Annotated in this window: 12 protein-coding genes; 1 reads left to right on the top strand and 11 read right to left on the bottom strand. The window is 52.4% G+C overall.

All coding sequences use genetic code 11. The annotated features are described in order from the left end of the window. Positions 1-1,047 carry a dual-specificity RNA methyltransferase RlmN gene (gene rlmN, locus KQJ23_RS13785; RefSeq protein WP_216479456.1) on the bottom strand — a complete coding sequence of 349 codons (1,047 nt, stop codon included), beginning with the start codon at positions 1,045-1,047 and terminating at the stop codon, positions 1-3. A gap of 103 nt (positions 1,048-1,150) precedes the next feature. Further along, complete coding sequence (locus KQJ23_RS13780; protein WP_216479455.1) at positions 1,151-2,146, bottom strand: AraC family transcriptional regulator; 996 nt, start codon at positions 2,144-2,146, stop codon at positions 1,151-1,153. A gap of 182 nt (positions 2,147-2,328) precedes the next feature. Between KQJ23_RS13780 and KQJ23_RS13775 the strand changes: the two genes are divergently transcribed. Then, positions 2,329-3,060, top strand: coding sequence for an SDR family oxidoreductase (locus KQJ23_RS13775; protein ID WP_216479454.1), 732 nt, complete (start codon positions 2,329-2,331; stop codon positions 3,058-3,060). Positions 3,061-3,210: 150 nt separating this feature from the next. Here KQJ23_RS13775 and KQJ23_RS13770 read toward each other — a convergent pair whose 3' ends face one another. From KQJ23_RS13770 to gmk, 9 genes are all read right to left on the bottom strand, one after another. Continuing rightward, a complete protein-coding gene (locus tag KQJ23_RS13770) occupies positions 3,211-3,882 on the bottom strand; it encodes a DUF1129 domain-containing protein (protein WP_216479453.1) in 672 nt (223 codons plus the stop codon). Then, the gene (locus KQJ23_RS13765) at positions 3,869-4,186 is read right to left on the bottom strand and encodes a PadR family transcriptional regulator (protein ID WP_216479540.1); all 318 of its coding nucleotides are present in this window, start codon (positions 4,184-4,186) and stop codon (positions 3,869-3,871) included. Before KQJ23_RS13765 ends, KQJ23_RS13770 begins: the two co-directional genes overlap by 14 nt. A gap of 289 nt (positions 4,187-4,475) precedes the next feature. Continuing rightward, positions 4,476-5,867, bottom strand: coding sequence for a 16S rRNA (cytosine(967)-C(5))-methyltransferase RsmB (gene rsmB, locus KQJ23_RS13760; RefSeq protein ID WP_216479539.1), 1,392 nt, complete (start codon positions 5,865-5,867; stop codon positions 4,476-4,478). After that, positions 5,864-6,814, bottom strand: coding sequence for a methionyl-tRNA formyltransferase (gene fmt, locus KQJ23_RS13755; protein WP_216479538.1), 951 nt, complete (start codon positions 6,812-6,814; stop codon positions 5,864-5,866). Before fmt ends, rsmB begins: the two co-directional genes overlap by 4 nt. Before the next feature lie 32 nt (positions 6,815-6,846). Further along, complete coding sequence (def, locus tag KQJ23_RS13750) at positions 6,847-7,344, bottom strand: peptide deformylase (RefSeq protein WP_216479452.1); 498 nt, start codon at positions 7,342-7,344, stop codon at positions 6,847-6,849. A gap of 245 nt (positions 7,345-7,589) precedes the next feature. Then, positions 7,590-10,142, bottom strand: a complete 2,553-nt coding sequence (gene priA / locus KQJ23_RS13745) for a primosomal protein N' (RefSeq protein ID WP_216479451.1) — start codon at positions 10,140-10,142, stop codon at positions 7,590-7,592. Continuing rightward, a complete protein-coding gene (gene coaBC, locus KQJ23_RS13740; RefSeq protein WP_216479537.1) occupies positions 10,139-11,359 on the bottom strand; it encodes a bifunctional phosphopantothenoylcysteine decarboxylase/phosphopantothenate--cysteine ligase CoaBC in 1,221 nt (406 codons plus the stop codon). Before coaBC ends, priA begins: the two co-directional genes overlap by 4 nt. A 123-nt stretch (positions 11,360-11,482) precedes the next feature. Then, positions 11,483-11,704, bottom strand: coding sequence for a DNA-directed RNA polymerase subunit omega (gene rpoZ / locus KQJ23_RS13735; protein ID WP_044479179.1), 222 nt, complete (start codon positions 11,702-11,704; stop codon positions 11,483-11,485). Positions 11,705-11,736: 32 nt separating this feature from the next. Then, complete coding sequence (gene gmk / locus KQJ23_RS13730; protein ID WP_216479536.1) at positions 11,737-12,333, bottom strand: guanylate kinase; 597 nt, start codon at positions 12,331-12,333, stop codon at positions 11,737-11,739. Positions 12,334-12,340: the final 7 nt, after the last annotated feature.

Below are 12,340 nucleotides of genomic sequence, written 5' to 3'. Positions count from 1 at the left end.
TCACCTCGCACCAGACTCCATGTGCTTCGCCCGCAATTGACCGCAGGCTGCCGCAATATCATGGCCTTGCTCACGGCGGATCGTAACATTAATTCCTTTCTCCGCCAATATCCGCTGGAACTGAAATATGTCATTTCTGGATGTTCTGACGTACTTGCGTTCAGGAACATGGTTAACCGGAATCAGATTGACATGGCAGAGCATGTTCTTCAGAACCTGCGCCAGTTCCTCCGCATGCTCAGGACGATCGTTAACACCGCCAATCAAAGCATACTCGAAGGACACTCTGCGTCCGGTCTTGGCAATATAGTAGCGGAGAGATTCCATTACATCGTCAAAGGGAAATCTCCGGTTGACCGGCATCAGCTTGGAACGCAGCGTATCGTTAGGCGCATGAATCGAAATGGCGAGATTGATCTGAGTGTCCTCGTCGGCAAATTTGTAAATGTTCGGGACAATCCCGCTCGTTGATACAGTAATATGCCGTTGTCCGATATTCAAGCCCTTTTCATGGATCATTATCCGCAAAAATTTCATAGTCTCTTCGTAATTTTCAAACGGCTCGCCGGTTCCCATGATTACGATACTGCTGACCCGCTCTCCACGGGGATCCAATATTTTCTGTGCCTGAACCACTTGGGCAACAATCTCTCCCGCAGTCAAATTCCGTTTGAGTCCTCCAAGTGTCGAGGCACAGAACGTACAGCCGACTTTGCAGCCGACCTGGGTCGTCACACAGATGCTATTGCCGTAATTATGCTTCATAATAACGGTCTCGATCGCATGATCATCATGCAGGCCGAACAAGAATTTGACCGTACCGTCCTTTGATTCATATTTTGTGATCTCATTCAGCGTGACGAAGGCGAATTGCTCGTCCAGCTTCTCGCGCAGCTGCTTGGACAGGTTCGTCATCTCTTCGAACGAGTTCACCCGCTTCACATACAGCCAGTCAAAAATCTGCCCTCCGCGGAAGGCCGGCTCCCCTTGCTCTACGGCCCATTCCTGAAGTTCCTCCAGGCTGTAGTCATATATAAAAGGTTTCATTTATTCACGCACCATTTCATAAAAATTGAGTTCTACTACTACAAATAGCCACTCATTCTTTCTATTTTAACATAAATAGCTATACTACTAAAGCATGTCTGGGTCAAGGCAGCTCTAACACCCGTTTCCCCCTGCTTGCGGATGTTGAAGCTGATCCGTTCGCAGCCTGCAGCGACTCTCTCAATTGCTGGACGTCCAGCATAGGCGGCTTCCCGAACATGCGAGCGTACTCACGGCTGAATTGCGACGGACTCTCATAGCCCACCCGGAAGGCGGCATCCGTAACCTGAGCTCCCTCCGCCAGCATCAGGCGCCTGGCTTCATGCAAACGAACCGATTTTTGGTACTGCAGCGGACTAAATGTGGTGACCTCCTTAAAATGCTTATGAAACGCAGATACGCTCATATTTACCGACTTCGCTAACTGCTTCACGGTCAGCATGCGGTCATACTGACGATTTATGACTCGGATCGCTTGTGCGATATGATAAGCATGACTGCCGCTAATGCCAAACTGTTCAAGGCTGCCTGAGGGCTGATCCTGGACGAGGCGATACAGAATCTCGCGTACAAGCAGCGGCTCCAGCATGGGGATATCATCAGGTGTGTCCAGCAGTTTTACCAGCCGGACAACAGCATCCAGCAATACCGACGAGGTTTGTTGCAGCGAGAGACCGCGATGGCTCTCCGCACGGGAAGCATTCTCACGAACGGCACGCAATGAAGCGGCTTGCTCTACAATCTCCACAATCATCTCGGCTTCAAAGCACAGCTTCAACCCCAAATATGGAACAGAGGGTGAAGCTTCGACAATACTGCTTGCAACGGGCAGCTGTACGGAGGTAATGAAGTAAGCCGAGGGGTCATACCGGTAGGATTCACCCGCGAGCACGGATAGCTTGGCCCCTTGGGCCACAATACAAACCGAGGGCTTGTAAACCGACTCGAAGGGAGCCGACGGCTGGACTGCATGCATCAGCGATAGGGAAGGAATCGCCGTCTGATAGGTTCCCGCAGCCGGGGCATGACGGTACAACAGATGTGTTAACTGCTGTAAGGCTTCCTTTCTGGCTTGTGATTCATCCGTGATCCGATTCATCTGCCGGCTCCTTTTCTACTGAATTTATTTGTTTTTTTATTATAGAAGCGCAAAAGAGGATTAGGCAAGAACAGAAGAGGAACAGGCTAACAGGAAAGCCCCCCTCCCTGTTTATAATAGTCTCACAAGGGCCGGGAAGGCATACCGCTTGGCCCCAGTTATCAAAGTGGAGGAGGATAAGTATGCATGGAAAAGTAGCTATTGTCACCGGAGCTTCACGCGGCATCGGGAGACAAACGGCAATTCAACTGGCTCAGACAGGAGCAAAGGTCGTGGTTAATTATTCATCTAGTCGCGAGAATGCGGAAGAAGTGGTAACCCGAATTGAACAGAGTGGCGGCGAAGCCCTGGCCGTTCAGGCCGACCTCAGCCAAGTTAATCAGGTGGAGGCGTTATTTGCAGAGACGATAAGCCGATTCGGCCGCGTGGATATTCTGGTTAATAATGGCGGGATCATGAACAACTACCCGCTTGAGGCGGTGACGGAAGAGATTTTTGACCGTCATTTCTCCATTAATGTGAAAGGAACCTATTTTGCTTGCCAGCAAGCCATGAAGTTTATGGCAACGGGCGGAGCGATCGTGAACTTCTCCACCTCTGTATCCGGAGCGATGATGCCAACCTTCAGCGTCTACGCCGCCACCAAAGGAGCCGTCGAGCAAATGACGCGGCAATTGGCGAAGGAATTTGGACCACGGAATATCACAATAAACTGTATCGCTCCTGGTCAAGTAGCTACGGAGCTGTTCCTGACCGGAAAATCTCCGGAGCAAATCGAAGCTTTTACGCACATGAATGCCTTTGGCCGACTGGGTGAACCCGAAGATATCGCCGGCGTCATCGAACTGCTTGTCAGCGACAAGGCCCGCTGGATCACGGGGCAAACCTTGAGAGTCAACGGCGGGTTCAATTAAGGGGAATTGTCATGGAGTAGAAGGCTGGATATGCCGGGTGGGCACTAATGAAAATAGAGCGAGCTAGAAGTCTGTAAGAACCGACTTTCTGGCTCGCCCTATTTTACAAAGCAGCATAATTATATTATCCCTATCCACAATCAACAGATGTCAATTACGGGAGAGCTTCAAATCGGCTTTTTTGGAGAGGCTCTTGAACCACTGGTGCAGAAGGACCATAACAATCGTTACGGCAAGACAGGACCAGAAATTAATTGGAACAGCCCAGATGCCCTTAAACAAAATGGTTGAATAGACATACCCGCCAATTGCTATGAGATAGACCCCTATGCCAAGAATAAACCAGGTTTTGGTGCCAAATATGGAGGCTTTAAGGGCGTATAGAACAACAAGAATGGTAATCCCTGATAGGCCAATAATGACCACAAAGGGCAACAAGCTAATGCTTTCCGTTTTGAGAGAAGGGATGAAATAAGAGAGCAGTTGAACAACGGTATAGACCGCAAAAAGGGTTGATAACAAAAGGGTTGTGTATCTCAATATATCCAGTAGCCAGGACTGCTTGCTTTGCCGGGGAATATCGGCAATTAAGGCATCGCAATAGCCATGCAGATCGTCGCCGAAAACATCCTGTGCTGATTTTCCGTGCTGCTGAGCTTCGATCAGATGCTCCAGTAGCTCCAGCAAGAGGCTTTCCGTTGCATACTCAGAGCGGGCATTTAATCGAATGTATATCATGGCGTCTTCATACACCTTCAGGTTTTCTTTATTCAGAAGTTCACGTCGTTCATTGTTGCGTTTAATCATTTCAGTTGTGTTCATCGCGTCTCCTCCTTAAATAAGTGATGGCCTGGGACAACTGGGCCCAGCTGTCGTCAAACAGTTGCAAGGCCTGTTCTCCTTGCTTAGTAAGATGATAGTACTTGCGGTCTGGTCCACTTGCCGAAGGCTTCATGGTTCCCTCGATCAGCCCATTTTTCTGCATACGCAGCAGCAACGGATAAATACTGCCTTCCTTGACCATGGTCAAGCCTGCTTCATGCAGCTTCTCACTTAATTCATACCCGTATACTTCCTTTTCTGAAATAATCGCAAGCATGCAGCCCTCAAGCAGCCCTTTCAGCATCTGGCTCTGACTATCCAACTTCCGATTCCCCCTTCTCTATATTGCAATGCAAGATACCTTGGCGCAAAAACACACTATATTGCATTACAAGTTAGACGATAAGTGAAGTGTATCATACACTACTTTGCAATGCAAGTTAGTGACGGGAAATTCAGGGTAGCGCAGCCTCACTATTTTCATCGAATACCGGCCGCACAAGAAAAAGCCAGGCCCCCCGAAAACGGCAGAGACCTGGCCCTGTTTTCCTTGCTTTAGAATTGTGGCAGCTTATTTCGCTGCACTGTTACCATCACGCTTGCTCATACTTCTTGCGTAACCGTGCGATATAGAAACCGTCGGAATGGGCATCCTGAGGCAGTATTTGCAAGCCAAGGCTCCCACGCGCCGATGCCTCAGCCAGCGGCTCAGTCTCCCAGGCTGACGGCTTGTCTTCAGCCAACTCGAACTCTGGATGGCGGCTCAAAAAGCTGCTTACCATCTCCACATTTTCACGAGGCTCAATCGTACAGGTGCTGTAGACCAGCAGGCCACCCGGCTTAAGCAAAGCTCCGGCCGTATCGAGCAACGTACGTTGAATGCCGGCAATTTCCGCAATATCGCCAGCCGTCTTGGCCCATTTCAAGTCCGGCTTGCGGCGAATCACACCCAGCCCGGAGCAAGGGGCATCCAATAAGATGCGGTCAAAGGAATTCCGCTCCAAGCGCTCGCCCAGCTTCGAAGCGTCTCCGGTTGAAATATCGATATTGGTCAGACCCAGACGATTCGCTTGATCCTCGACTAACTTTGCCTTATGCGGATGAATGTCGTTAGCCAGCACCAGGCCGCTGCCCTGCATCATTTCCGCGATATGACAGGTTTTCCCTCCAGGAGCTGCGCAGCAATCCAGCACGGACATGCCTGGTTCCGGATCTAGCGCTTCCGCTACCAGCATCGAGCTCTCATCCTGCACAGAAATCAACCCCTCCCGATACCAGGGAGTAAGGGCCATGTTGCCCCCGCCCTCCACTACGATTCCGTCTCGGGAAAGCTTGGATGGAGCGGCCGACAACCCTTGTTCCTTTAGCAATTTCAGCATGTCTTCCCGGCTTGTCTTGGCCCGGTTCACGCGAATACTGATCGAAGGCGGCTCGTTATTGGCACGGCAAATCGACTCCGCCGTTTGTTCGCCATACTGCTCCAGTAAGCGTGCTACCAGCCATTCCGGGTGAGAATGCTCCAGGGCGATGCGCTGAACAGGGCTAAGCCCCTCCGGCAGCTTCAACTCCTCCTTACGACGGAGTACATTGCGGAGCACCCCGTTAACCATTCCCGAGATACCTTGATGGCCTCGCTTCTTCGCCAGATTCACCGCCTCATTGACTACGGCGTGCGGGGGAATCCGATCAAGATAATAAAGCTGATAGAAGCTCATCCGCAGCAAATTGCGGACCCATGGGGCCAACTTCCCCATCCCCTTGGTCACAAACGGCTCCAGCAAGAAATCAATCGTGTTAAGCCGCTGGATCGTTCCATATACCAGTTCGGTAGCCAGCCCCGCATCGGGCCCGGAAAGACCGGATTTCTGCAGCGCCCCATTGAGCAGCAAGTTGCTGTACGCGCTCTCCTGTTCCACGGCGGTCAGCACTTGCAGCGCTACACTTCGGGACGTGGATTTGGCCGGACTGCGCCCGCCGCTGCTCATGATAGTACCGTCCCTGGCTTCATAATGCCGCCGCGGATGAACTCTTCCGCTTCCATCGCCTTCTTGCCGGCAGGCTGAACCCGTGTCAGCCATACCGAGCCGTCCCCGGTTTTCACTTCAATTCCTTGCGCTGAGAGGCTTAGCACGGTGCCCGGGGCTTGCCCGCCGCCATTAACGGCAGCCGCCCCTTCCGCGTTCCTGCGTTCTGCATCAGGCTTGGCAACCGCCCAGATCTTGAACACCTCGCCGTTCCAGGTCGTAAATCCACCGGCAAAGGGAACCAGCCCCCGTACGCGATCGTAAATGGCGCGCGAACCGGCTGACCAGTCAATTCGCTCATCCTCGCGCGTCAAGTTGGACGCATAGGTGGATTCCTCGTCATTTTGCGGAATACGGTCCGACGTTCCTGCCAAAATAAATGGCAACTGCTCCATCAGCAGCTTGGCCCCGGCTTCGCTCAGCTTCTCAAACAGCGTGCCCGAGGTATCCTCGTCTTCGATCGGGACAACGGCTCTGGCAATCATATCGCCCGTATCCAAGCCCTCTGCCATATACATCAGCGTGATTCCGGTCTCCTTCTCTCCGTTGATAATGGCACGCTGAATCGGCGCGCCTCCGCGATATTTCGGCAGCAGCGAGCCGTGTACGTTCAGACAGCCGAATCGCGGCAGATCCAGCACCGACTTGGGCAAAATTTGACCATAAGCGGCCGTCACGATCAAATCGGGCGCCAGAGCAGCCACCTCCGCTACGGTCTCAGGAGCGCGGAGCCGCTGCGGCTGCAATACCGGAAGACCATGGCGTAGAGCCGCTTCCTTGACCGGAGTCGGTGTGAGGACCTTCTTCCGCCCTTGCGGACGGTCAGGCTGGGTGACTACTCCAACGATGTTGTAACCGGCGGAGATGAGCGCCTCCAGGGATGGCACTGCGAAGGCAGGAGTTCCCATAAATAAAACATTTATCGAAGAAGATGTTTGGCTCACGCTTCCGCCTCCTCTTCATTCTCGTCTTCCTGATCCGTAATTTCATAGACACGTTCAGCCAGCGATGTATATAATACCCCGTTCAAATGGTCAATCTCGTGTAAAAATGCTCTGGCAAGCAGATCCGTACCCGTATAGGTCACTCTTTTGCCATTGCGGTCCAGGCCCTTGACGGTTACCGTCTGTGCACGACGGACATCGCCGCGAAAACCCGGGATACTGAGACAGCCCTCCGGTCCGAATTGTTCGCCCTCTGCAGAGACTACTTCCGGATTAATCAATTCGATCAGGCCGTGATCATCTCCCACATCAACCACAATCATCCGTTTCAATACGCCGATTTGCGGAGCGGCCAGCCCCACTCCTTCCGCCTCATACATGGTATCTGCCATATCGGTAAGCAGCTTCTTCACTCTCGGTGTAATCCGGTCTACCTTTTCCGCCACCTGGTGCAGCACTTCATTCGGCTCCAGCACTATTTTTCTGACTGCCATTAAGGTCACCATCTTTCTCGATAAGTTATAAGTTGAATAATGGTTATACGTGCTGGGGCAACGTGTGAAGTGTACTTACGATCGCTGTTGTTCGCGGATTTCTTGAATGAATCAAACCATTTCAGGGTAGAATTCCACTCACAAAGGCGAACGCTCTGCTTCTTTCAGTACACTTCACACTTATGCCCTAATACGTTTTAATTAGTTCAACTTATATAAATCGCTCATGTTATATATATTTATGATTACATCAGCATTTGCGGATCTACATCGATACTGATTTGCAGTGAAGCATCCTTCAGCTGGCCCAGCATCGTCTCAGCCATCTCCTTCACCAGTGCGACTGCATCCAGGTCACCGCGGTATTTCACCATGCACTGGAAACGGTAGCGGTTCTTGATGCGCGGAATCGGTGAAGCAACCGGGCCCAGAATATCCAGCGCCTCCGCAGAGAGACGGTCCAGGCTGCCGAACCAGCCGAGCCTCTGCGCCTTCAAACGCAAATCCCCGGCGAAATTCTCCGCCATTCGCAGCAGCAGCGGCAGCTTCTCATGAGACATCGTCACCAGTATAAGCCGGCTGTACGGCGGATAATGCAGAGTTCTGCGGTGCTTCAGCTCCTCGCGCACATAAGAAGCATAATCATGCCCGCTTGCATGGACAATCGAATAATGCTCCGGCATATAGGTCTGGATGAATACTTCGCCTGGAAGCTGGTGGCGGCCGGCACGGCCGGCTACTTGGGTCAGCAGCTGGAAAGTCTTTTCCGCCGAGCGGAAATCGGGAAAATTAAGGGCCGTATCCGCTGCGATTACACCTACGAGAGTCACATCGGGAAAATCAAGCCCTTTTGCAACCATTTGCGTGCCGAGCAGCACATCTCCCTTTTTCTCGCGAAACGTCTGAAGCAGACGTTCATGCGAGCCCTTCTCGGTTGTCGTATCCACATCCATTCGGATCACCCGTATCCCGGGGAAGAGCTTGGCTAGCTCCGCCTCTACCCGTTGGGTTCCCGTTCCGAAATACCGGATATGCTCGCTTCCGCACTCCGGACATACAGCTGGTGCAGGTGCCGCGTAACCGCAATAATGACAACGTAAATTGTTCGACTTCTGATGATAGGTCAGCGAAATATCGCATTCCGGACACCCGGCGACATAGCCGCAGGTACGGCACATCACAAAGGTAGAATGCCCTCTCCGGTTCAGAAACAGTACGGTCTGCTCGCCCCGTTCAAGCCTGGAAGCAATCCCTGCATGCAGTGCCCGGCTGAACATGGAGCGATTGCCATCCTTCAATTCCTCACGCATATCGACAACCCGAACCTCCGGCAATCTGCTTCCGGATGGCCGCTGCTTCATCTCTAGCAGCAATGGGGCGAACTGATCGTCGGATTGCGAACGCGCCGCATAATAGCTCTCAAGCGACGGCGTTGCGGAGCCAAGAATAACGACTGCTCCATGCTGTCTGGCACGGCGAACCGCCACATCACGGGCGTGATACTTCGGCGTCTCCTCCTGTTTATAGGAGGTCTCATGCTCCTCATCAATGACAATCAATCCGAGCTCGGAAAAAGGAGCAAAGATCGCGGACCGTGCTCCGATCGCAACCTGTACTCTCCCTTCCCTGATTTTGCGCCATTCGTCATAGCGTTCACCTGTGGACAAGCGGCTGTGCATTACAGCCACCTTGCCGCCAAAGCGTCCCTTAAAGCGCTCTACCATTTGCGGTGTGAGCGATATTTCCGGAACAAGCACGATGGCTTGCCTATCTTGAGCAATACATCGTTCAATCGTCTGCAGGTACACCTCGGTCTTGCCGCTTCCGGTTACCCCGTGCAACAGGAATACACCATGCTCCCTGGCATCCAGCGCCCCGCTCACCTTATGGTACACCTGTTCTTGCTCGGGCGTTCGTTCCAGCGCTTCCGTCCCCTTGAATCTACGGCCTGCATAAGGGTCGCGGAATACCTCCCTCTCCTCAATAACGACATAGCCTTTCTCAGCAAGCTTGTTTACAGTTCCCGCGGTAACGCGCAGCTCGGCCAGGACCTCCTGCAAGGATAAGGTAACCCCTGCTTCCACCAGGAACTGCAGCACTTCCTTTTGCCTGCGGGCCTGTGCGCTAAAGGAAGCCAAGGCAGCAGTTGCCGCGTCCCTGGTCACAGCTGCTGTTACGGTCTTCACGGTCTTCTTCCGGACCTTGTCTTTAATCATCTGGCTTTCGGTAAGCAGACCGCGTCCGATCAAGCCTTTGATCTCGGCAGCCCGCTCAGGATAGCGTTTGCTAAGGTGCTCCAGCGTTGTCTGTCCTGCCGCAGCAATGTAATCCATGATCTCCCGCTCTTCGCCGCTTAACAGAGATAGCAGCGCCTGTCTGGCGTTTCCGCCGGACTCCGCTTCAACAACAGTCTCCGCTTCGGAAGCAACGGATTCTGCTACCGATACCATTCGTTCTGCCCGGCCCTTTAATGCTGTAGGGATCATCGCTTGAAGCACCGCGATCTTGCTGCACGCATATTTTCCGCTCATCCAGTGGGCAAGCTCCACCAGATCCTGCGGCAGAGGAGGCGTCAGATCCAGCAGTTCCTGAATCGCTTTCATCCGCTTCAGATCCATTTCCGATTCCGTGTGAAGGGAGACGACAAACCCTTGCACCGTCCTCCGCCCAAATGGAACGCCAACTCTGCTTCCTACCTCGATCCAGTGGCTCATGCTTTCCGGAATCAAATAATCAAAAGGCCGATCGGTCTCCCGGCTCGGCACGTCAACAATTACTTTAGCCACGGTATAGATCATGGCTTATACTCCTCCAGGCGCTTGGCGGCCAGCTCAAGAATGTACAATCCAAGCTGATCCTTGGACATCATCGGCATTGCCTCAACAAGCCCGCTCTGGTCATAAATATGCACGATATTCGTGTCTGTGCCGAAGCCGGCACCCTCACGGGTTACATCGTTGGCGATAAGAAGATCGCAATTTTTGCGCTTCAACTTATCCATCGCATACTGCTCCAGATCGTTCGTCTCAGCCGCAAAGCCGATCATAAACTGGGACGATTTCTGTTGCCCCATCGTCTCCAGAATGTCGATATTCTTAACCAGCTCCAATGTCAGCGTATCCCCGGATTTCTTAATCTTCCGATCAGCGGCCGTCTTCGGCCGATAATCCGCCACGGCTGCAGCCATAATCAGAATGCTGGTATCGCTCCAGTGCGCCTGAACCGCCTCGTACATTTCCTGTGCCGATTCCAGCCGGATCATCTGGATCCCGGCCGGGGAAGGCAAGACCGTATTGGCTGCGATCAGCACTACCTCTGCTCCCAATTGCTGAGCGGCTTTTGCGAGGGCAAAGCCCATTTTCCCGGTAGAATCATTGGAAATATAACGTACCGGATCAATCCGCTCCAGCGTACCTCCGGCAGTAATCACTACCTTGCGTCCGCACAAAGGAGCTTGTGCCTGAGCACTGTGGCGGTCAAAGAAATCCTGTATCACGCGCACGATTTGTTCCGGCTCCTCCAGCCTTCCTTTTCCGACATAGCCGCATGCAAGCAGCCCTTCACCTGGCTCCACGAACAAAACACCCCGGGAAGCCAGTTCATTCATATTCCGCTGCACCGCCGGATGAGAATACATATGGACATTCATGGCCGGAGCAACCATAATCGGCGCCTGCGTAGCAAGGAGCGTCGTCGACAACATGTCATCTGCGATCCCCGCGGCCATTTTGCCGATAATATTCGCCGTTGCAGGAGCAATTAACACCAAGTCGGCCCAGTCGGCCAACTGGATATGAGATATCTCGGCCGGATGCTTCTCATCAAAGGTATCGGTATATACCGGGTTTTTGGACAGTGCCTGCATCGTCAGCTCGGTGATCAATTTGGTAGCCGATTCGGTCATGATGACCCGTACCTCCGCTCCCTGTTGAACCAGCTTGCTGCATAACGCAGCCGCTTTGAAGGCGGCGATACCGCCCGTTACGCCCAGCACAATTTTCTTCCCGTTAAGCAACATGAATCCCCCGCTTTCTATCAGAACAAGCCTGAATACTCGCTACAGAAAAAAATAACAACCTCGCGGCTGTCATAGAGAGGTTGTTGAAGATATCTTGCGACCACGAGGTCCGAATTGTAATTATTTATTTTCGTCAGGCTCAACCTGGGAGCCTTGCTTCAGCACCACGAGATCACCATAGATTTCTTCAAGCGCAACGCCGACCTGTTTGTGGGACTTAGGCGTTTGCAGCTCGGTCTTCTCGCCTTCGCGCAGTTGTCTGGCTCTACGGGAAGCAGCCACCACCAGCGAATATTTACTTCCAACCTTCTCCAGCATCTTATCAATCGATGGATACAGCATGAACTTAGCACCTCTTCTTTTAGACTCTATAATTACCGGGCAGCAACCTCTTCGCACTTAGGCCTGATTTTGCAGTGTTCGGCTACGATAATCGACTGGATTCTATGACAAGCATGATCGATCTCGTCGTTAACGACTGCATAATCGTAATTTTCCATCAGTCCAATCTCATCAGCAGCAACGGACATCCGGTGATCAATCGTCGCCTGATTCTCCGTTCCCCGTCCTACAATCCGGCCCTTCAACTCATCGAGCGACGGCGGCAGCAGGAATACAAAGATACCCTCCGGAAATTTACTCTTAACCTTCAGCGCCCCCTGAACCTCAATCTCCAGAATAATATCCTTGCCGCTCTGGAGCGTTGCTTCCACGAAATCGCGGGGGGTTCCGTAATAGTTGCCGACATATTCGGCATATTCCAGAAGCTGATCGTTGGCGATCATCTCTTCAAATTGCTCCCGGCTCTTAAAAAAATAGTTGACTCCATTTTCTTCACCAAGGCGGGGATTCCGCGTAGTGGCCGAAACGGAGTAGACAAGATCGGGCAGACGTCTGCGAAGCTCGTTGCAGACCGTTCCTTTTCCGACTCCCGAAGGACCTGATAGTACGATAAGTAATCCTTTACCCATATTTCTC

Source organism: Paenibacillus brevis, from assembly GCF_018919145.1.
Classification (GTDB): Bacteria; Bacillota; Bacilli; order Paenibacillales; family Paenibacillaceae; genus Fontibacillus; species Fontibacillus brevis.
The sequence above is the reverse complement of the archived record's forward strand: the minus strand, read 5'-3'. Positions and strand labels throughout refer to the sequence as shown.

Bases quoted from the DNA above. Each gene is read 5' to 3' on its own strand.
- gmk (WP_216479536.1), bottom strand. From the start codon at position 12,333: ATGGGTAAAGGATTACTTATCGTACTATCAGGTCCTTCGGGAGTCGGA.
- rsmB (WP_216479539.1), bottom strand. From the start codon at position 5,867: ATGAGCAGCGGCGGGCGCAGTCCGGCCAAATCCACGTCCCGAAGTGTA.
- KQJ23_RS13780 (WP_216479455.1), bottom strand. From the start codon at position 2,146: ATGAATCGGATCACGGATGAATCACAAGCCAGAAAGGAAGCCTTACAG.
- KQJ23_RS13775 (WP_216479454.1), top strand. From the start codon at position 2,329: ATGCATGGAAAAGTAGCTATTGTCACCGGAGCTTCACGCGGCATCGGG.
- KQJ23_RS13770 (WP_216479453.1), bottom strand. From the start codon at position 3,882: ATGAACACAACTGAAATGATTAAACGCAACAATGAACGACGTGAACTT.
- fmt (WP_216479538.1), bottom strand. From the start codon at position 6,814: ATGGGAACTCCTGCCTTCGCAGTGCCATCCCTGGAGGCGCTCATCTCC.
- rpoZ (WP_044479179.1), bottom strand. From the start codon at position 11,704: ATGCTGTATCCATCGATTGATAAGATGCTGGAGAAGGTTGGAAGTAAA.
- KQJ23_RS13765 (WP_216479540.1), bottom strand. From the start codon at position 4,186: ATGCTGAAAGGGCTGCTTGAGGGCTGCATGCTTGCGATTATTTCAGAA.
- def (WP_216479452.1), bottom strand. From the start codon at position 7,344: ATGGCAGTCAGAAAAATAGTGCTGGAGCCGAATGAAGTGCTGCACCAG.
- rlmN (WP_216479456.1), bottom strand. From the start codon at position 1,047: ATGAAACCTTTTATATATGACTACAGCCTGGAGGAACTTCAGGAATGG.
- priA (WP_216479451.1), bottom strand. From the start codon at position 10,142: ATGATCTATACCGTGGCTAAAGTAATTGTTGACGTGCCGAGCCGGGAG.